Below are 19,899 nucleotides of genomic sequence, written 5' to 3' on the forward strand. Positions count from 1 at the left end.
ACACGAGGCGACGTTTTCATTTCTCGCACGCACCAACGAAGATGCAATGCGGAACAAGAACGGCGTTTTTTCGTTATCGCTCATGGAAGGAGGCGCGCCATGCAGCAGAATTCCTCTGATGGAAGAACGATCAAGGCCGCCAACACGGCAAAGGTTTCGACTTACACGCCCAGCCTCATTTCCCTCAAGGGAAGTTATGTGGCGATGATATTTCGCCGGCCGCTTTGCCGAAATCCGCTGGATGTGCGCAAGAAATAAGGGCGATACAATCAGCATATCGCTCCCATGCACATCAATGACGACGACTGCCGAAATGATTTGCTGCTTTAGATGTCTCTAAAGTGTGATTTTCAATCCGGTTCGTCTCCACCTAGACTGGAGAGCGCCACAAAAGCGAAGGGAGAATGACATGAAATCAGTTCTCATTATCGCCGCTGTCTTTGGCTTTTCCGCCAGTGCAGCGCTTGCCGAATGCGCGGGTCATGAAAAGATCAACGCTTCCGTTCCTGCCGTCGACCGTGAATTTAAAACCGCAAGCATCGTTCCGCCGACGGAACCGGTGGAAAAGCCCGTCGTCATTCTGAAAAAGACCGACCGCCTTCCAGCGGCAACGGTTGCGACGACCGGTGAGCCCGAAGCCGCAATGCAACGCATGCAATAAGACAAGACGATGACCTCTTCATTCTGAAAATCCCGTGCGCGACGCGATCCGCACGGGATTTGCTTTCGGGAGCAAGGCCGTGGGACAAACCTCTCTGGCACGGGGCATTGCGCGCGTCCTCATTTCGCCGGGACTTCCATCGCCCCTGCACCGCGTCTTTGCTCCAAGACAGAGCCAATGTCCGCAGCCATGCTCAGCTGTCGAGTTTCAACGACAGCTGCTTCGGCCCGTCGTTCTTTTTCAGCACATAGAGCGGCCGGGTGATGATGACTTCCGTTCGCCGCTGCAACTCGCGGCGCCGTTCCAGCGCGCGCTCGCGCATATCGCGGGAGCGGGCGACGACGGAGAGGGCATTTTCTATGGTTGCGTCTGCAGTGTTCATCGCTGACCTCCATAATGTTCACTTTATGTTCTCATTATTGATGGTCTATGTCAACACTATGGCACAGTCGCCGACCGGCAATCGATGCGCTCTGCGGGATCGGCTACCCGGATACGGCAGATGGCGTTGCAGCGGTATTGTGCGTGAGGCCGGTTTCGCCTGAGTGGGGGTTTCACAACGCGACCTGGGGTTCCGGCAGCGTCGGTGAGGACACTCCGGGCACACAGGGTTGATTTTCGTGATGATGTCTGGATGACGCGGGCGCTGGTGCCGCCCGGCTTCAAAGGAGATCAGGAGAGGGAACGTTGATCCAACAATGCAGGGCCACCGGCAGACAAGAGGTCGGTGAGATGTTCGCTGGCGAGTGCTACGATGGCAAGTGCAGCCTGCTGACGGTTCCAGCCGGCGCTTTCCGCCTTTTCAATAAGGCCCTGTATAGAGGGTTCCAGCGCGAACTGGCACTCGGCCTGATAGTCCATCGTGTCGATCGAAAGCGACGGGGAATTGATTGAGGCCCGCATCCTTTGGTCTCCCTGTTTTCCGTCATGCCCAGCAAACGCAAAACGCAATTCGGAACATGCACATTCAGAGGCCGGTGATATGGGGAATGCCCAGCGGGCCCACATATCACTGGCAGCGAATCCCCCAGCAGGCGGAGTTAACGGTAAGTGCTGATCGCTGTCAACGAACGCGCGGTAGCGACGGTGGCGCAGCGCGCTTTTTCAGAGCCGTCCATTCCGGAACGGTTTTCGTCTCCAGACCAGCAAAGCCATGACGTAAAGCGCAAAAAGTATGAACCATGCGACCGGAAGCACCATAAACAGCGCCGCATAAGCGCAATTTCCCTCAAAACAGGAACCAAGCAACCCGGAATCGGCAAGCGCTGCCGATAATAAAAACGCACATATTCCGCTCCCGACCGCGCCGAGGACGAACAGCAATATGTTGATGATCAATCTCATCGTGCCAATCATAGGGATGATTGAGACAGCTTTGCGGAAAGGGCGGCGCGGCAACGCCTATAATTGCCGTTCCGACGGTTTTTCCGGAGCTTCGCCGCTGTCGGAGGGTGCCCGGGTTTTCAGAACCCTTCGCCGCCGCAGGCCCTGCCTTTGCCGGGCAGGGCCGCCATTGCCTTATTCGGTGATGGTATATTCGCCGAGTTCGCAGAGGTTCTGCGTATCTTCAAGATCTTCCAGCGCATCCCCCTGGAATTCGAAGCGCATGTCATATTTGCAGACGCTGCGGCCATCGGCGATGGTGATTTCCATCTCTTCGCCGGGGCCAAGCGCCTTCTTTCCGAACACATCGTCTTCCCAGTCATCAACGCCCACCGGTGAGGTGTAGAAGGCGTTGAGAACGGAGCCCGTGCCGTTCTTCAGCGTGAACACCAGGTCTTCCGCCTGCGCCGCACCTGCAACCGTCATTGCTGTGCCGAAAAATACTGCCAATACCCATTTCGATGTCATGATATCCCCCTTTGCCCTTGTTCTGGCAGGCCATGCATACAGCCAAACCAGCGGCTTGCAATGTAAACCGCAGCTATTGGTTAAGACGCGAGGCCGCATTTTCGGGGAGAGTTTTTTCGGTCGTCTTTAATTTTACTTAACCATCGATTTCATATGTATTATTTTTGTTTATTATAGTTTTTATATGTATATATTTTCATATGTTTTTTATTTCGTTCTGGTTTTTAATGTATTTATTTGTGGTTATTCGTTTTAATGTTGTTTATTTATTCTAGTATTTTCTATCGTCGTATTTATGATTTATTTACAGGCGAATTTTCTCTCTTCGATTAAATATTTCAAGGGTTTTTACTGACGAAATCGACTTTTCAAAAAGATGGTTGTGACTGGCCGGCCAGATCGGCGGATCGCTTCCCGATAAAGGATATTGGATTTGATCAACCGTTCTTCTTTGGTATTCCGTCGTTTCAGCCTGCCCGGTCTCGTGGTGTTGAGCATCTTGGCTGGCGGCATTCTGACGCCGGTTTCGGGCCAGTCGCGGATTTGCAAAGATCCGACGCCTGCCAGCAATCTCAATGAAATGTTCGATGCGATCTATGCCTGCTGGGTGCCACCGGAAGACACCGAGGGGCTGGTGGTGACGCTGCGGTTCATTCTGCACAAGGACGGCCAGATACGCGGCAAGGTGGTCGTCATTGCCTCGCGTCCCCAGGAGGAGAGCCCGAGACGGCAGGCGTTTATCGATTCCGCCATCGATGCGGTAAAGCAGGCAGCGCCCGTTCGTTTCACGGAGGAATTCGGAAGCCGTATTGCCGGTCGGCCATTGGAGCCGCGCTTCATCGGGACAAAAAGCGTGTCGGAAACGAAGTTGTAGACTTTCCGGGGAACTGTTGCGCCGGCGGGGCTGTCTGGCTCGACATTGCCCGTGACAAGTACCGTTTCTTTCGCGAGCATTGCTGGGAAGGAACGATTGCGCGAGCTCAACCGCTCGGGCGATGCTTTAAGTAAGCATCGCAACATCTTGTCATTTAAAGAGAATTTGGTGGGTGATGTAGGGCTCGAACCTACGACCCGCTGATTAAGAGTCAGCTGCTCTACCAACTGAGCTAATCACCCGACCGACACCGTGTGGCGGTGTGAGGGGGGCTATAAAGGGGAAGTTTGGGCTTGTCCAGCGCGGAAATGAAATTTCTTCGATTTTTGTGACGAAAAAATTTCAGTCGCGCTGGAAAAGGCTGAAAATCCGGGGTTTTACAGATTTTCCTTTTTGCCTAGCCGCGTCTGAAAGCCCTGCCGATGAGGATGAGGATGCAGGCGCCGATGAAGCCGGCGATGAGATAACCGAGCCAGCCGGTCAGAACGATTCCAAAAACAGACAATATGGCGTTGGCGACGATCGCGCCGACGATTCCAAGAAGGATGTTCATGAAAACACCCATATTGCTTTTCATGAATTGTTCGGCGAGCCACCCGGCGACACCACCGATGATGATAGCTGCGATCCAGCCAATACCAGCAGATTCCATGATTTCCTCCCATGTTTGCTGCACTATCAAAGGTGATGATTCTCGTGGTGAAAAGCAAGGTAAACTCCGGAAAACCTCGCTTTATGAGGGTGGTTTTCCCCGTCGCAGGCGCTAAAAAGCCTGTGACGGCGTGAAGAGACGAAAGGCATGGATGTGCGGTTGATGTTCGGCGGATTGATGAATGGCAGACGGGTGTTCGGCGAACCGGCGCCTGGTCGTGGGCGAAGCAGTGCCATGGCCATGATATTGGTCATGATGTTTTCGCTGCTTGGCGGTTTGCTGCTGCCCGCAATGCCGGCATCCGCGCAAGGGGAGACAACGCCGCCGGCGCCCGCCGTGATCCAGGCCACCACAGTCGAGCAGGCGCGGGCGGAACTGGAAAAATGGAAGGCCGATGTTGCAACGATCGCCGGGCAGGTGGAGGCGGGCGGCAGCGATGATGCGCATCTGGTGGATATGAAGGGCCGTGCCGATGGCATTGCCGCCGATGCCGCGGCGGCCAACACCAAGCTGCGCACCCGGCTGGACCAGATCAAGACGCGTCTCGATGCGCTTGGCGAGCCGCCGGCCGATGGCCAGCCGCCGGAAGCGAGCATGGTGACAGAGGAGCGCGCCCGGCTGACGGCGGAGCGTGCCGAGGTGAATGCGATTGCCGGCGAGGTGGAGAGCATCGCCACCAATGCCGCGCAGATTTCCAACAATATCACGGCGGTTCGCCGGGCGCTTTTTGCCGCCACCCTGTTCAAGCGCACGGAAGTTTCTGCCCAGACGCTGGGCGACGCCTCTTCGGCCTTCGTCACCGAGGTGACCAACCTCAGCAATGCCTTCAGCAGCTGGACGGGGTTCGTGTGGAGCTACAAGCGGTTGCCGATGTTCGGGGCCGTGATGCTGTCGATCATGGCGGGGCTGCTGTTTCTGGTCGGTGGTTACCGGTTTTTCGGCAGCCGCATGGACCGGCGGGCCTTTACCGGCGAGCCATCTTATCTCAGAAGGCTTTCGGTGGCCTTCTGGTCGACCATGGTGCAGTCGCTGTCGCTGTTCCTGTTTCTGGCCACCTCGGCGTTTTTCCTCGATAATTTCAACGTGCTGCGATCCGATATAGCGCCAATCCTGTTCGGGGCCATGGCGATCCTCGGCTTCGTTTATTTCGTATCGCGGCTGAGTTACGCGATCTTTGCACCCACCCAACCTGAATGGCGTCTGCTGAAGGTGTCCAATCGCGGAGCGCATACGCTGTCTTCGGCGGTGCTGCTGATGGCGCTCGTCAATGGTCTCGACTATCTGTTTGGAACGATCAGCGAGACGCTTTATTCGCCGCTTATCGTCACCGTCGCCAAAAGCTTCGTCGCTTCGATCATTATCGGCATCATCCTGCTCACCGTATCGTTCCTGCGGCCGATGATCGGTGAGGGGCAGGATTATGAGACCGGCAACCAGCGGCTGCCCCGCTGGCTGGTCATCCTGCTGCGCGTCGGCGGTCTCATTCTCATCGGCGCGTGCCTGACGGGCTATGTCGGTCTTGCGCGTTTCCTTGCCACGCAGATCGTCGCCACGGGCGCCGTGCTGGCAACCATGTATATCGGCATCCTGTCCGGCAAGGCGATTTCGAGGCAGGGCGCCTTTGCCGAATCCCTTGCCGGGCGTTATCTCGCGCGGCGTTTCGGTCTCGGTCCGGTTGCGCTCGATCAGGCCGGCCTTGCCGCAGGGCTTGGTATTTATGTCGTGGCGCTTGCCTTCGGCGTACCGCTCATCCTGTTTTCCTGGGGCTTCCAGCCGGGCGATATCGAAAGCTGGGCCTATCGCCTGCTGACGGGCATTACCGTCGGCAATGCCTCGATCTCGCTGATCGGCCTCTTCGGCGGCGTTCTCGTTTTCGCTATCGGCTACATCATCACGCGCTGGTTCCAGAAATGGCTGGATAATAACGTCATGGCGCGAGGCCAGGTGGATGCCGGGGTGCGCAACTCGGTCAAAACAGGCATCGGTTATCTCGGCATCGCGGTTGCGGCGATCTTCGGCGTGTCTTCCGCCGGTCTCAACCTCTCCAGCCTGGCGCTGGTCGCCTCCGCCCTTTCGGTCGGTATCGGTTTCGGCCTGCAGAACATCGTCTCGAATTTCGTGTCCGGCCTCATCCTTCTGGTCGAACGTCCCTTCAAGGTGGGCGACTGGGTGGTGACGGGGACGACCGAGGGCACCGTCAAGCGGCTGTCCGTGCGCGCAACCGAGATAGAAACTTTTCGGGGCCAGTCGATCATAGTGCCGAATTCCGAGTTCATCAATTCCTCCGTCGGCAACTGGACGCACCGCAACCGCATCATGCGTGCGGAAATACCGGTTTCCGTGGCCTATGATTCCGATCCGCAGCAGGTCATGGATATTCTGCTGGAGCTGGTGCGTGCCCAGCCGCCGGTGCTGCGCAACCCCGAGCCGCACGTGGAATTCCTTCGTTTCGGCGATTTTTCGCTGGATTTCGAATTGCGGTTCCACCTTGCCGATCTGTCGACCGGGCTTGGTGTGAAAAATGCGCTGAGGATCGCCATCCTCCAGCGCTTCCGCGAGGAAGGCATCGATATTCCATTCCCGCAGCGTAACCTCAATATTCATGTGGAAGGCGACGCCAACCCGCAGATGATGGCGGCGCTGCTGTCGGAGGAGGGGGATAAGGCAATGGCGGCCCATACCGGGGCGGCATCGCCGGTCGCCGGAACCCCGCCGGAAAAGGATGCCGGCAAAGCGGGTGACGGGATTGTCGCCGAACCGAAGGCCGTGGCAAAAGTGGCCGGCAAGGACAATTGAGCGGCCACGGCTGATCTTGATCGTTGCGCCGCCGGCACCGGGGCAGGCGCGTGCGGGGCGGGCCTCGCACCCGATTGCGTTGCGGCAAATGATGGGTAGGGGCGGAGACGCTTTTTTACTTGACGGCGGCCGGACGTGTCCGGTCTCCGTCATGAAAATATAATCAAAATACCCGCGATGACTGTATTGTTATGTAAACTTCAAGTTGATATATTGTGGTTATTACTTAGTTTATTTCTTTCCTGTCGGGGTTCAAATGCCGGATCCAGTCGATGAGAATGCCCAGCCTGCCCAGCCTGCCCAGCCTGCCCAGCCTGCCCAGCCTGCCCAGCCTGCCCAGCCTGCCCAGCCTGCCCAGCCTGCCCAGCCTCCGGGCCAAGTTCCTGTAAAGCCGTCTCTGCCGGAAAAGCTGAAGGGCGTTTGGGCGTGGGGTAAACCCCATGCCGCCAAGGCGTCCTTGTTGGCGGCGGGTGTAGTTATCGGTTCTGCCGGTCTGTTTTTCCTGATGGGGGAGACGGATGTAACCGACGATTATCTACCGAAGCGCTGGAACGATTCTATTCGCAGACTAGGTATTACACCAGTCTATCCGCCGCAGGAGGATATCTATGTGGGGGATATTATCGCTGAAATTGTGGATTCAGGCCACAAGTTCAAATCTCTACCGGGAGATCTCGAAAGCGAATCCTTTATAGGTCGCTACGTGAAGATCACACAGATACCGAAACTTCGGAGATATCTTTCACTGAAATCGGAGGCTCCCTATTTCGGCGATAATATCTGGCGAGAGGATGGAAGCAAGCTTGCCTTGTCGCAGCCGCGTGCAGAAGTTCAGAGCGGAACGACGTCGGGCCTTGAGGTGAAGGATGTGCTTTTTCCCGTTATCAAGATCGAGCGACAGGAAGGTATAGCCGGACTGTTGCAGAATATCGGCTTCGGTGGCGCGCGTGCGGATGTTGAGGAAATCGAGCTACAGAACGTCCAAGCGTACGCCATCAACCCTTTTCATGCGCAATACGCATTGATGCAATTTTGTGACGGTCCGACAACGCAACTCTTTTGTAGTGACGAATATATTCGGGAGAAGCTGTCTTATATTCTCGGCCGCGACATTTTGAGGAGCGCGGAAACCAAAGATTGTGGCCTGCGCTACATCTATGACATCCGCTTGCTCGTGGTGCGGCAGGCATTCTTGACGCGCGGTGTAAGGGTTACCAACGGGCGGGGTCGGTTGAGCGAAGCCAATCTGGGCGGCGGTAAGCCGAACATGGAACAATTGCAGGATTCGGTAAATTCGGCGGTAATCGAGCGGCCAAAAGAAACGCCGGCTGACGCTACCGTTAAAAACAGGCTTGCTGCTGAAAATGCTATCCGTAGCGCCAATAGTTCGGGTCTGTTTTCCACCAGTCATTTTGCGCGGCCACTCGTTATCGGTTTCAATTCGGTTTCGATTGGTATGCGGGGCAGTATGCCGGCCTGGAGGGATGATTTGGCAAAAGCTTCTGCTGATAAAAAAGTAAAAGGCACTGTTCGGGCATGCGTGACATCTGCGGAGGTAGGAAAATGAAAAACGCATCGATTTTGCTCGGACTAGTCGCTTCATTCTTGATGAATGCACAAGACGTTGTCTCGCAAACTATCGATGGAGGTGCCTCCACGCTCTCTGTGGATTGTGAATATGAAATTCCACCGTGTGAAGAGCCCCTCCTTCCGCCTAAAGATGATCCTTTCCCATCACCCTCTCTCCCTGCTCCACCACCGGCACCGGGTGGCGGCGGTATACATAATCTCCCGGGAGCCCCCGTTTTCAAGGAAACTATCATTATCCCAGGCAATAATATGCTGAAGGACTTTAAGCTGGATGAGCCCAAAATGCTCGATATGCAAAAGCAGCTTCAGAACAGGTAGCCCAAATACCTGGCTATTGCTCGTTGGCGCGGCGTGGCTTGAAAAGCTGAACGTTGCCGGGCGGATGTTTCCCGACATTTTCACGGCTGCGGCCTCGCCTGACTACGCATTTTCGCGCCTGTCGCAGCACCCTATGGCCATGTCGCAATCAGGCGGCTGAACCGCAGCGGAGCGCTTCATATTCCCCTCATCGATTTGGCAGCACGACAGACAATGCCGGCGCTTTTTAGGGGTTCTGTAAATGAAGACACATGCACGGGCGGTGGTGATCGGTGGCGGTGTGGTCGGCGTCTCGACGCTTTATCATCTTGCCAAAAAGGGCTGGAGCGACAGCGTGCTCATCGAGCGCAAGGAGTTGACCTCGGGTTCCACCTGGCATGCGGCCGGCCTTTTGCCGTTGTTCAACATGAGCTATTCGGTGGGCCAGATCCACAAATATTCCGTGAAGTTTTATGAGGAGCTGCAGGAAGAGACTGGCATGAATGTCGGCTTTTCCAAGGTCTCGAATATCCGTCTCGCCCGTACCAAGGATCGCTGGGACGAATATATGTATTATGCCGGTATTGCCGAGACGATCGGCGTGCGCGTCAACATGCTGACGCCGGAGCAGGTGAAGGAAATCTGGCCGCTCTGCGAGACGGATGGGCTGCTCGGCGCCATCCAGCATCCGGATGATGGTTATATCCAGCCGGCAGATCTCACGCAGGCGTTGGCCAAAGGCGCGCGTGACCGTGGGGCGACGATCTATCGCAACACCACGGTTACCGCCATCGAGCAGACGGAAGACGGTCACTGGAAGGTGACAACGGATAAAGGCGAGATCATCGCCGAACATATCATCTCCTGCACCGGCTCCTTCGCCCGCAAGACGGGTGAGATGGTAGGCATCGATATTCCGGTCATTCCGGTCGAGCATCAATATATCGTCACCGAGCCGCATCCGGCCATTCAGGAACGCCGCCGTCAGGGCCTGCCGGAAATGGGTGTTCTGCGTGAATCGGACTCGGCCTGGTACATGCGCGAGGAGGCCGGCGGCCTGATCCTCGGTCCTTACGAAGTCGGCGCCCCGGTCTGTTATGTCGATGGTCCCTCTGACGACAGCGAATATGAGCTGTTCCAGGAGGAACTGGACCGCCTGATGCCGCATATCGAAACGGCCATGGTCCGCGTTCCGGCCTTCGGCGAAGTGGGTATCAAGAAGGTTTATAATGGCGCGATCGCCTATACGCCTGACGGCAATCCGATCGTCGGTCCCGCACCGGGCCTCAAGAATTTCTGGCTGAATGAGGGCCACTCCTTCGGCATCACCGCTGCCGGTGGGGCCGGCTGGCAGCTGGCCGAATGGATCGTCGATGGCGAGCCGACGCTCGACCTGATGGGCGTCGATCCGCGCCGTTTCGGACCGCATGCTACGGAAGGTTATCTCATTGCCAAGAATGAGGAGGCCTATGCCAACGTCTTCACCATGCATTATCCCGATGAGGAGCGTTCCGCGGCCCGTCCTTTGAAGACGACGCCGGTTTATGACCGTCTGAAGAAGCTCGGCGGCGTGTTCGGCTCCGTCTACGGTTGGGAACGCGCCAACTGGTATGCGCCGGAAGGTTATGCGCTCAAGGAAGAAGACCTCGGCGTGGGTGCCGATGTCATCACCAGCCACAATTACGCGCCGCCGCTGGAGGATGGCCGTATCGTCGAGAAATGGTCGTTCCGCCGTTCGAACTATTTCGAACATGTCGGCAATGAGGTGAAGAACGTCACCCAGAATGTCGGCGTGCTTGATATGTCGGCCTTCGCCAAGATGGAGGTTTCCGGCCCCGGCGCGCGTGCCTGGCTGGACAGTATTCTGGCCAATATCGTGCCGAAGAAGCGCGGCCGCATTGCGCTGACGCATCTTCTGACGCCGAATGGCGGTGTGAAGGTGGAGTTCACCGTTTATGAATGGGCGCCTGGCCGGTTTTATATGGTTTCGGCTGGCGGTCTTGAGGCCCACGATCATGACGTGCTGCGCCGTCTTGCGCCGACCGACGGTTCCGTGGTGCTGCAGCCGATCACCCAGAAATACGGCGTGCTGGTGCTTGCCGGCCCGAAGTCTCGCGATCTGTTGAAGAAGCTGACCCGTACCAGTCTGGAAAACAAGGATTTCCCGTGGCTGACGGCAAAGCAGATTTCCGTTGGCGTGGCGACGGCGCATGCGCTGCGCGTCAACTTCGTGGGCGAACTGGGCTGGGAGCTGCACCATCCGATCGAGATGCAGAATTACATCTTCGACCGGCTGATGGAGGCGGGTGCGGAATTCGGCATCAAGCCGTTCGGTATCCGGGCCATGGTGTCCATGTCGCTCGAAAAGTCCTATCGCAACATGGGTCGCGAGCTTTCGGTGGAATATAACGCCTATGAATCCGGTCTCGACCGCTTCCTGCGCCCGGAAAAATCCTTCATCGGCCGTGATGCGCTGGTGGCCTATAAGGAAGCCGGCCTGAAGTCGGTGTTTTCGACGCTGACCGTGTCGGGCAATACGGATGTCGATGCGCGCGGCTCGGAAGCGATTTCCGATGAAAACGGCGCTCTTGCAGGCCGTGTCACCAGCGGCGGCTTCGGCTGGCGTATTGGCAAGTCGATTGCGCTTGCCATGCTCAAGCCGGAATATGCGGCGGTTGGCACGAAGCTGAAGATCCGCATTCTCGGCACACTTTACGATGCCGAGGTGGTGGAGGAGAGCCCCTTCGATACGGAAAATGCGCTGCTGCGCGCCTGATGCGCCTTTATTCCAGCTAGCGAAATACGGCCCTTCGGGGCCGTATTTTCTTTTGGGTAAGCATATGTTTCAACTGGTTTGCCGGCAAAAGTGTTATTAATTATTCTGCAAAACGCCGCTGCTATTTTCCCCTGAAGGACGATGGGGGACTGGGACAGGATGAATTTTCTCGGCATTACGGGCATGCAATATTCGGGCGTGCCTTTCACCAATAATCGCATTCTGCTGGCGGAAGACAGCAACGTATTCACCCAGATGGTGAGTATGCGGCTCAAGGAAATGCTCGGCGTTTCCGTGGAGGTATGCCGCTCTTTTGAAGAGTTGCAGGCTTGTTACGAACATTCTCCAGAACCGGTGACGCTGGCGATTTCCAACATCAACCTGCCGGGGGCAGAAAAGGGTGAGGCGCTGGAATATCTGATCGATCTTTCGATCCCGACCATCGTTTTTACCAGCACATTCCATGAGGCGACGCGCGAGACGCTGATCGCCAAGGATGTGGTCGATTATATTCTGAAGGACAATATTTTCGCCGTGGACATGCTGACGGAATCGGTCTGCCGGTTCCTCACCAACCACCGCCACCACGTGCTGATCGTTGATGACAGCCCAACGGCGCGGGCGCTGCTGTCGAGCCGCCTAAAGCGCTACAATTTCCGCGTCAGTCTTGCCGATAGTGGCGCGAAGGCACTGGAAATCCTCAAGGCCAGTCCCGATATCGGCCTCGTCGTGACCGACTACAACATGCCTGACATTGATGGTTTCGAACTGACGCGGCGCATCCGCACCGTGCGCGGGTCGCATGAGTTGCGCATCATCGGCGTGTCGTCCTCCACCAACCGGCTGTTGTCGGCGCGGTTCCTCAAGGCGGGCGGCAATGATTTCATGCTGCGGCCCTTCATCGACGAGGAGTTCTACTGCCGCGTCAACCAGAACCTCGATACGCTGGTGCAGATACAGCTGGCCAGGGCCGGAGTGAGGCCGGCCGCCTGAGCGCGGCCTTCTTCGTTAAAGCTGTGATTCAAGCGGCAGGAAACGCATGATGCCGGCGATGATCCGCCGGCTGATGGCCGCGTCCGGTTCGCGCCGGTAGGTCTTCGGCCGGCCCTGTTCTTCCGTCATCCAGACGATGCGGTTGCCGCTATCGACGTCCAGTTCGAAACTCATCGTTCGGCGGATTTCTTCGGCGAATATTTCGTCCATGCGGGCCACCAGCAGTGGCGAATTGAAAACAACGCCCATTTCCGTATTGAGCGAGGCGGAGCGCGGATCGAAATTGAGCGAGCCGATATAGCCAGTCTTGCCGTCGCGGGTGAAGGCCTTGGTGTGCAGGCTCGCCTGTCCCGAACCGCGCAGGGTGAAGCTGCCCTGGTCGGCCTGCGAGCGCAATTCATGCAGACGCACCCCGCCCAGCAGAAGCGGCTTTCGATAACGGGCATAACCGGCGTGAACGGCGGCGACATCGGTTGCTGCCAAGGAATTGGTGAGGATGGCGAGAGACACGCCGCGTTCTGCAAGATCGAGGAATATCTCCACGCCCTGTTTGCCGGGAATGAAGTAGGGGGAGGTGATGTGCAGGCTCTCGCCCGCGGCCTGCATCAGCGGCAACAGGCTCTCCATCAGGAAATTGTGGCCCTTGCGGCGTTTTCCAGCCGCTTTCTCCGGCGGATCGGCCAGGACATCTGCGGTATCAACCCAGTGCAGGCGGTCCGACATCAGAAAATGATCGCGGCCGTACTGGCTCTCGACGCGCTCGAGATAGGGTTTGGCGGCCTCACTTTGCGGCAAGGCATCCAGTTCGCGCCGCAATCGGGCAAGCTTGTTCGGTCTGCGTGCCAGCAGCGAGCGTACCGGCACGGAAACGGCGCTGTTCCAATAATCGTCGAAGATTTCAGTGGCGTCGCCAACGATCCTGCCGAAACCGAGAATGTCGAAATCATGGAAATTCGCCCGCTCGGCGGCATCGAAATAAGCGTCACCGATGTTGCGACCGCCGACGATCACCGCCCGCCCGTCGGCAATCCATGCCTTGTTGTGCATACGCCGGTTGACGCTTCGAAAGCGCAGCACCAGTTCGAGGCTGCGATGCAGGATGTTTTCCCGTGCCCGGGTGGGGTTGAACAGCCTGAGTTCGATATTGGGGTGGCTGTCGATGGCGTGGAAGATGCGGTCGGAAATGGAGACGCCGAGGTCATCGAGAAGCAGGCGCACGCGCACGCCGCGATCGGCGGTGGTGATGACTTCACGCATCATCAGCCGTCCGGTCAGGTCGGCATTCCACATGTAGTACATAAGATCGAGACTGCGCCCGGCGGCGCGTGCCGCGGCCACACGCACGGCAAAGGCATCGAGGTTGGAATGCAGCAGGCAAAGCGCATTCTTCTCGTTCCAGCCGTTCCGAATCGACTGCCAGTGGCGGTCCAGCGCCGTTTCATCTTCTACAACGGGAAGGGCGGTGGAGGGGCGTTTGGGAATGGCCTTTTCCCGCTGCTTACCGATGACGACAAACAGGCTCGGCCCAATGAGGATGAGAAGAATGACGATGAAGGCCGTAAATGCAGTCACTTGTTTTTATCGCTCCCGGCCCGAAGATTATCAGGCGGGATGCAAACGCGCGAGGGGGTAAAGCGTTCATTGCCACGGGTAATGCGGGAGCGAAAAATATGGTGTTCGTGAATGGGCTGGGGCTTGCGAATCACATAAGTACGTGCTTATGTGTCGGTCATGACTGAGAATGATATTTTCCGGGCGCTGGCTGACCCCACGCGCCGTGCCATTTTCGAAAAGCTGGCGGATGGCGCCATGAATGCTTCCGCGCTGCGCGAAGGCATCGACATCAGCCAGCCGGCCATGTCACAGCATCTTTCGGTGCTGCGCGGGGCCGGGCTTGTGGTGGAAAGGCGACAGGGCCGTTTCGTCAATTATGAGGTCGATCCGGACGGGTTGACGCGCATTGCGGCGTGGCTTGGCAAATACCGCGCCTATTGGCCACAGCGTATCGAAGCTCTGAAGCTGCTGCTGAAGGATATGGATCAATGAACGTGCAAAAGCCGGAATCTCCTGATGCCATCGAGCTTGAATATGATCTCGACGAACCGCCGCAGAAGGTGTGGCGGGCGATCAGCATTCCGGCGTTTCGCGCCATATGGTTGCCGGCAGAGGCTCTGGCGGAACCGGAAGCAATCGATAGCAAGCCCGGCGAGGAGGTGCGCTACAGGCTGCGCGACGATAATCCGCCGTTTCTGGAAAGCACCGTCACCTTTACGATCGCATCGAATGACCGTGGCGGCACCAGCCTACGGATCATTCATGATATGCCCGCCATCAAGCCCGGCCGGATGGTAAAGGCCGCCGCAAACCATAACGGTTCGCCGATCAAGCTCGCCGCCTGACCGGCACGTTTCCCGACATTTTCAAACGACAGGAGTTCGCCGATGCGCGAAGCGATGCAACTCGTCCCCATGGTCGTCGAACAATCCTCAAGGGGAGAGCGGTCTTTCGACATCTATTCCCGCCTGCTGCGGGAAAGGATCATTTTCCTCAACGGAGAGGTCAACGATACGGTTTCAGCGCTGGTCTGCGCGCAATTGCTGTTTCTGGAGGCGGAGAACCCGAAGAAGCCGATCCATCTCTATATCAATTCGCCGGGCGGTGTAGTGACCAGTGGTCTGGCAATGTATGACACCATGCATTACATCCGCGCGCCGGTTCATACACTCTGCATGGGAACGGCCCGTTCCATGGGGTCATTTCTGCTGATGGCGGGTGAACCGGGCGAGCGCACGGCGCTTCCCAATGCCAGCATTCACATTCACCAGCCGCTGGGCGGCTTTCAAGGGCAGGCTTCGGACATGTTGATCCATGCCGAGGAGATGCGGCTGACCAAGCACCGCATGACGCGGCTTTATTCCGAGCATTGCAAACACAGCTATGAAAAATTCGAAGCGGCCATGGACCGGGATTTCTTCATGACGGCGGAACAGGCTCTGGAGTGGGGATTGATCGACCGTATTCTCGGAGTTCGCGAGGATGTTGCGGCATAAGGCCGGCGCTTACTCGGATTTTCTGCTGATGCTGGCGCCTACAGGCAGGACTTCCAGGCTGCGCCGGGCAAGCTCAGCCAATACTTCCTCGAAGCCGAACCGGGATGTCCAGCCAAGCCCCTTTGCGGCGCGGGCGGGTGAATAGATCCGATCGATGGTCATCGGCAGCGCCCATCCCTGTTGTGCGAACGCGTCTGCGAGGGCCGGGCTCCGCTGCCGGAGAACGGAGGGCGCATCCCTGGCGAGGGCGTCGCAGTCATCAGCGGTGAACGGGGTGGCTGCCGATATGATATAGCGCTGGAAATTTTCTCCCGCGTTGCCGAGTGCCAGCGCATGAGCATCTGCGACATCACGGATGTCGACGCCGCGATGCAGCCGATAGGCGGCCATCACGTCAGCGGGTTCCGGGAAACTTCTGGACATGCGCAGCACGCGCACGGCGAGACGCGGACTGGCCATTTCCTTGAGCAGATGCTCGGCTTCGAGCTTCGTGCGGTGATAGATGCTTTTCGGCAGAGGCGGCGTCTCTTCATCGATAAAGGTGCAGGACCCTGCCGAAACCGCGTGTCCGTAGAGCGCCGTGGTGCTGGTGAAGACCAGCCGCTCCACGCCTGCCGCCATTGCCGCTTCCGCGACCATGCGGGTTCCATCGACATTGATACGCTGAAATTCAGAATCCGGAACCATGCCGACATGCGGAGCGTGGAGCGCCGCCGTATGGATCACCGCATCCGCCCGTTCGAAAGCGGAGCGCAGGTGCGCTTCGTTCGCGAAATCGCCGACGATATGGGTGGTGGAGAAGGGTGAGCGATCCATGCCGGTGACATCGTGCCTGCCGGCCAGCGCACTGAAAATCGCGCGGCCGACCCGACCGGAACTGCCCGTCAGCACTATCCGCATGATGTTTCCTCCGCATCAACGCAAAAGGCAGCGCGGGGCGCTGCCTTTCAAGGGACCGTCTGGATAATCAGATATCCAGATTATCCGCAAAGGCCGCCCGTTCCTGAATGAAACGGAAGCGGGCATCGGCCTTGGTGCCCATCAGATTGTCGACGGCCTCGCGGGTGCCTTCGAAATCCACGTCGTCGATCTCGACGCGCAGCAGGGTGCGCTTTTCGGGATCCATGGTGGTTTCCTTCAGCTGCTGCGCCATCATTTCGCCAAGGCCTTTGAAGCGGCCGATTTCGACCTTCTTGCCCTTGAAGACGGTTTCCATCAGCTCGGCGCGATGGGCGTCGTCGCGGGCATAGGCGCTCTTGGCACCCTGACGGATGACATAAAGCGGCGGCACGGCCAGATAGAGATGATTGCCGCGAATGAGTTCCGGCATTTCCTGGTAAAAGAAGGTGATGAGCAGCGAGGCAATATGGGCGCCGTCGACATCGGCATCGGTCATGATGATGATGCGCTCATACCGCAAATCCTCTTCGCGATATTTGGTGCGGGTACCGCAGCCGAGCGCCTGAATGAGATCGGCGATCTGCTGGTTGGCGGAGAGCTTTTCGCGGCTGGCACTGCCGACGTTGAGGATTTTACCGCGCAGCGGCAGGATGGCCTGGTTGGCGCGGTTGCGCGCCTGCTTGGCCGAGCCACCCGCCGAGTCACCCTCGACGATGAAAAGTTCCGCATTTTCGGCCGTGTTCTGGGAACAATCCGCCAGCTTGCCGGGCAGGCGCAGCTTGCGCACGGCGGTCTTGCGGTTGACTTCCTTTTCCTTGCGGCGGCGCAGGCGTTCCTCTGCGCGCTCGATCACCCAGTCGAGCAGCTTGTCCGCTTCGCCGGGATTGCCGGCGAGATAATGGTCGAAGGGATCGCGCAGCGCATTTTCAACGATGCGCTGGGCTTCGACGGTTGCCAGCTTGTCCTTGGTCTGGCCGACGAATTCCGGTTCGCGGATGAAGACCGAGAGCATGCCGGCTGCCGAGATCATCACGTCATCGGTGGTGATTTCCTTGGCGCGCTTGTTTTGCGTCAGCTCGGCATAGTTCTTCAGGCCCTTGGTGAGGGCAATGCGGAAACCGGCCTCATGCGTGCCGCCTTCGGGTGTCGGAATGGTGTTGCAATAGGAATGGATCTGGGTGTCGCCGCCATACCAGGTCACCGCCCATTCCAGCGCACCATGGCCGCCGGTCTTTTCGGTGCGGCCGGAGAAAATCTCGCGGGTGACGGTGAATTCCTTGCCGAGCGTAGCAGCGAGGTAATCCTTGAGACCGCCCGGAAAATGGAACACGGCTTTTTCAGGGATTTCACCACCGGCCGGCACCATGCCGGGATCGCAGCTCCAGCGGATTTCAACGCCGCCGAAGAGATACGCCTTGGAGCGGGCCATGCGGAAGATGCGGGCCGGTTCGAATTTTGCGTGATCGCCGAAGATTTGCGGATCAGGATGGAAACGCACGCGCGTGCCGCGGCGGTTGTGCACATCGCCCAGTTCCTCAAGCCCGCCAATCGGCGCGCCGCGCGAAAAGCGCTGGCGATAAAGCTTGCGGTTACGCGCCACTTCCACTTCGAGAAGATCGGAAAGCGCATTGACCACGGATACGCCGACGCCGTGCAGGCCGCCTGACGTCTCATAGGCCTTGCCGTCGAACTTGCCGCCGGCATGCAGCTTGGTCATGATGACTTCGAGCGTGGATTTTCCGGGAACCTGCGGGTGGTTCTCCACGGGAATACCGCGGCCGTTGTCGGTGACCGTCAGAAAACCTTCGGCATCGAGATGAACCTCGATGAAATTGGCATGGCCGGCGACGGCCTCGTCCATCGAGTTGTCGATGACTTCGGCAAACAGGTGATGCAGCGCCTTTTCATCGGTGCCGCCAATATACATGCCGGGACGCATACGCACCGGCTCCAGCCCTTCGAGCACGCGGATCGACGAGGCGCCGTAATCGTCACCGGCAGGAGACACGGGTGCCGGCGGTGCGGAAGATGCGACGGCCGCAACGGCTGCGGGTTTCGGCTGCACGTTCACATTCGCGGCTGCGGTCGCCGGGACCTTCACGGGTTTACCCGCGTCCTCGTTCGTTGCCGTTTCGCTGTTTTGTGCCGCCGGAAGACCGGAGAAGAGATCGTTGCTGTCGTCCATCATGTCCAAGGTTCAAAAATAGTGTCGTCAGAATTTCGCCAAGCGAATCATTTTGTATATGGGGCGATTATAGCGCCAAACGTGTAAGCCATGTGGCCGAACGCGGCGCGCCATACGCCAAGACCCATGTCAGGGTTTCGCAACAGGAGGATTGCGCCGCCGCCTTTGTGATGGCAAGTCTCGCAGCCACGAATGAACGGTTAACCAAGTCATGTCCACAGCTCATTTCACGTTTTGTACTCTTTTCTGCCTGACTGTTGCGGTGATGCCGGGCGCTGCTTCCGCTGCCGATGGGCCGCTGCGCCCCTTCAAGGACGAGCTGTTTTCCAGCCAGACGGTGCTTTCCACCGCCGATGGCGGCGCGTCGGAAGTCATCGATTATCAGGAAATGCGCGACATTAACGGCCGCGATGAGGTGCCGGAGCGGCGGGTTAAGCGGCAGTATATGGATATGGCGCCAAAGAAGGCGCAGGCGCTGGAAAGTGTTTCCGTTGAGGGCAGGGCGCTTGAGGTCGGCCGCGTCGGGCCGGCAAGCGGGCAGGCCTTCACGGTCATCTTCATTCACGGTCGCGGCGGCGACCGGCGGCTCGGCATGAACGACTATACGTTCGGCGGCAATTTCAACCGGCTGAAAAACCTCGCAGTTGCCAATGGCGGCACCTATTATGTGCCGAGCGTGCGCTCCTTCGATGAAAACGGCGTTGCCGATGTCGCGGCGCTGATTGCCGATGCGGCCAAAAAGTCGGGTGGGAAACCTGTCGTGCTCACCTGCGCCTCGATGGGCAGTTTCATCTGTTATGGCATCAGCCGGGACAAGGTTGCCGTCGCCAATCTCAAGGGCATGGCGATCCTCGGCGGCGCGGTCGATCCCGATTTTCCGAAAAGCGCCTTTGCCAGGGCGAAGAAGCCAGTCTGGTTCACCCATGGCAGCGCTGACAAGGTCTATTCGGCGGATCAGCAGGCGACGATTTTCCGTGCATTGCTGAAGGCCGGGGAGCCGGCGCGGTTTACGCGGTTCGAGACCGGCAGCCACGGAACGCCGGTGCGCATGACCGACTGGCGGGCGGTTTTGAACTGGATTTTAAGCCGCTAAGGCCTCTGTTTTGGGTCAGCGGCGGCAAATTTTTAGAAATTGGCCGTCGTTTTGAACCTTCGGGCCGCTTTTTTGTACCATTTATTGCCGGGGCCGTTTAAAGGAATATTCCGGGATTTCCGGCAGTGTTTCTGTCGCGATTATGGGCCGTGAGATGGCTGAGGGAAGGGGCGCCGTTAAT

At 57.9% G+C, this 19,899-nt stretch carries 20 protein-coding genes and 1 tRNA gene; 12 read left to right on the forward strand and 9 right to left on the reverse strand.

The genetic code is table 11. The features are described 5' to 3' along the window. Nucleotides 1-99: 99 nt before the first annotated feature. Both ACQZ5F_RS05270 and ACQZ5F_RS05275 read left to right on the forward strand, forming a co-directional pair. Entirely contained in the window at nt 100-258 is a 159-nt protein-coding gene (locus ACQZ5F_RS05270; RefSeq protein WP_167379148.1) for a hypothetical protein, read from the forward strand. Nucleotides 259-409: 151 nt separating this feature from the next. Further along, nucleotides 410-661, forward strand: a complete 252-nt coding sequence (locus tag ACQZ5F_RS05275; protein ID WP_225339790.1) for a hypothetical protein — start codon at nt 410-412, stop codon at nt 659-661. A 193-nt stretch (nt 662-854) separates the two neighbouring features. Here ACQZ5F_RS05275 and ACQZ5F_RS05280 read toward each other — a convergent pair whose 3' ends face one another. The 4 genes from ACQZ5F_RS05280 to ACQZ5F_RS05295 all read right to left on the reverse strand — a co-directional run bounded on the left by ACQZ5F_RS05280 (nt 855) and on the right by ACQZ5F_RS05295 (nt 2,512). Next, a complete protein-coding gene (locus tag ACQZ5F_RS05280; protein WP_046798387.1) occupies nt 855-1,043 on the reverse strand; it encodes a hypothetical protein in 189 nt (62 codons plus the stop codon). Nucleotides 1,044-1,333: 290 nt separating this feature from the next. Further along, nucleotides 1,334-1,564 (reverse strand): hypothetical protein, encoded by a 231-nt coding sequence (locus tag ACQZ5F_RS05285; protein ID WP_046798388.1) that lies wholly within the window; start codon nt 1,562-1,564, stop codon nt 1,334-1,336. A 201-nt stretch (nt 1,565-1,765) separates the two neighbouring features. Continuing rightward, the gene (locus tag ACQZ5F_RS05290; protein WP_046798389.1) at nt 1,766-2,017 is read right to left on the reverse strand and encodes a hypothetical protein; all 252 of its coding nucleotides are present in this window, start codon (nt 2,015-2,017) and stop codon (nt 1,766-1,768) included. A 162-nt stretch (nt 2,018-2,179) separates the two neighbouring features. After that, nucleotides 2,180-2,512 (reverse strand): hypothetical protein, encoded by a 333-nt coding sequence (locus tag ACQZ5F_RS05295; protein ID WP_046798390.1) that lies wholly within the window; start codon nt 2,510-2,512, stop codon nt 2,180-2,182. A 433-nt stretch (nt 2,513-2,945) separates the two neighbouring features. Here ACQZ5F_RS05295 and ACQZ5F_RS05300 point away from each other — a divergent pair, with 433 nt between their 5' ends. Beyond that, nucleotides 2,946-3,386, forward strand: coding sequence for a hypothetical protein (locus tag ACQZ5F_RS05300; protein WP_082178920.1), 441 nt, complete (start codon nt 2,946-2,948; stop codon nt 3,384-3,386). Nucleotides 3,387-3,552: 166 nt separating this feature from the next. On the opposite strand, the gene ACQZ5F_RS05305 is transcribed toward ACQZ5F_RS05300, so the two are convergent. Both ACQZ5F_RS05305 and ACQZ5F_RS05310 read right to left on the reverse strand, forming a co-directional pair. Then, nucleotides 3,553-3,628, reverse strand: a tRNA-Lys gene (locus ACQZ5F_RS05305). A 155-nt stretch (nt 3,629-3,783) separates the two neighbouring features. Continuing rightward, nucleotides 3,784-4,038 (reverse strand): GlsB/YeaQ/YmgE family stress response membrane protein, encoded by a 255-nt coding sequence (locus ACQZ5F_RS05310; RefSeq protein WP_003524764.1) that lies wholly within the window; start codon nt 4,036-4,038, stop codon nt 3,784-3,786. A 147-nt stretch (nt 4,039-4,185) separates the two neighbouring features. Here ACQZ5F_RS05310 and ACQZ5F_RS05315 point away from each other — a divergent pair, with 147 nt between their 5' ends. The 5 genes from ACQZ5F_RS05315 to ACQZ5F_RS05335 all read left to right on the forward strand — a co-directional run bounded on the left by ACQZ5F_RS05315 (nt 4,186) and on the right by ACQZ5F_RS05335 (nt 12,490). After that, on the forward strand, nt 4,186-6,834 hold the full coding sequence (locus tag ACQZ5F_RS05315) for a mechanosensitive ion channel family protein (RefSeq protein WP_225339791.1): 2,649 nt from the start codon (nt 4,186-4,188) through the stop codon (nt 6,832-6,834). Nucleotides 6,835-7,090: 256 nt separating this feature from the next. Beyond that, entirely contained in the window at nt 7,091-8,401 is a 1,311-nt protein-coding gene (locus ACQZ5F_RS05320; RefSeq protein ID WP_448731062.1) for a hypothetical protein, read from the forward strand. After that, complete coding sequence (locus ACQZ5F_RS05325; protein ID WP_225339793.1) at nt 8,398-8,742, forward strand: hypothetical protein; 345 nt, start codon at nt 8,398-8,400, stop codon at nt 8,740-8,742. The genes ACQZ5F_RS05320 and ACQZ5F_RS05325 overlap by 4 nt, the downstream gene beginning before the upstream one ends. 241 nt (nt 8,743-8,983) lie before the next feature. Beyond that, nucleotides 8,984-11,497 (forward strand): GcvT family protein, encoded by a 2,514-nt coding sequence (locus tag ACQZ5F_RS05330; RefSeq protein WP_052819815.1) that lies wholly within the window; start codon nt 8,984-8,986, stop codon nt 11,495-11,497. A 159-nt stretch (nt 11,498-11,656) separates the two neighbouring features. After that, the gene (locus tag ACQZ5F_RS05335) at nt 11,657-12,490 is read left to right on the forward strand and encodes a response regulator (RefSeq protein WP_046800051.1); all 834 of its coding nucleotides are present in this window, start codon (nt 11,657-11,659) and stop codon (nt 12,488-12,490) included. A 15-nt stretch (nt 12,491-12,505) separates the two neighbouring features. Here the strand turns inward: ACQZ5F_RS05335 and ACQZ5F_RS05340 are convergent, their stop codons facing one another. Then, a complete protein-coding gene (locus ACQZ5F_RS05340; RefSeq protein ID WP_225339794.1) occupies nt 12,506-14,062 on the reverse strand; it encodes a phospholipase D family protein in 1,557 nt (518 codons plus the stop codon). A 159-nt stretch (nt 14,063-14,221) separates the two neighbouring features. Here ACQZ5F_RS05340 and ACQZ5F_RS05345 point away from each other — a divergent pair, with 159 nt between their 5' ends. The 3 genes from ACQZ5F_RS05345 to ACQZ5F_RS05355 are packed head-to-tail and all read left to right on the forward strand — an operon-like array spanning nt 14,222 to nt 15,540. Next, the gene (locus ACQZ5F_RS05345; RefSeq protein WP_052819817.1) at nt 14,222-14,536 is read left to right on the forward strand and encodes an ArsR/SmtB family transcription factor; all 315 of its coding nucleotides are present in this window, start codon (nt 14,222-14,224) and stop codon (nt 14,534-14,536) included. Further along, on the forward strand, nt 14,533-14,889 hold the full coding sequence (locus tag ACQZ5F_RS05350) for an SRPBCC family protein (RefSeq protein ID WP_225339795.1): 357 nt from the start codon (nt 14,533-14,535) through the stop codon (nt 14,887-14,889). Before ACQZ5F_RS05345 ends, ACQZ5F_RS05350 begins: the two co-directional genes overlap by 4 nt. Before the next feature lie 42 nt (nt 14,890-14,931). Beyond that, nucleotides 14,932-15,540: an ATP-dependent Clp protease proteolytic subunit gene (locus ACQZ5F_RS05355; protein WP_046800055.1), complete on the forward strand. Its 609-nt coding sequence runs from the start codon at nt 14,932-14,934 to the stop codon at nt 15,538-15,540. Between the two features lie 9 nt (nt 15,541-15,549). Here the strand turns inward: ACQZ5F_RS05355 and ACQZ5F_RS05360 are convergent, their stop codons facing one another. Beyond that, entirely contained in the window at nt 15,550-16,440 is an 891-nt protein-coding gene (locus ACQZ5F_RS05360) for an NAD-dependent epimerase/dehydratase family protein (protein WP_225339796.1), read from the reverse strand. Nucleotides 16,441-16,507: 67 nt separating this feature from the next. After that, nucleotides 16,508-18,628 carry a DNA topoisomerase IV subunit B gene (gene parE / locus ACQZ5F_RS05365; protein ID WP_225339797.1) on the reverse strand — a complete coding sequence of 707 codons (2,121 nt, stop codon included), beginning with the start codon at nt 18,626-18,628 and terminating at the stop codon, nt 16,508-16,510. A gap of 208 nt (nt 18,629-18,836) precedes the next feature. On the opposite strand from parE, the gene ACQZ5F_RS05370 reads away from it, so the two are divergent. Then, entirely contained in the window at nt 18,837-19,718 is an 882-nt protein-coding gene (locus ACQZ5F_RS05370) for an alpha/beta fold hydrolase (RefSeq protein WP_225339798.1), read from the forward strand. The last annotated feature ends 181 nt before the right edge of the window (nt 19,719-19,899 follow it).

The sequence above is a fragment of the Agrobacterium sp. 22-210-1 genome, from assembly GCF_053522525.1.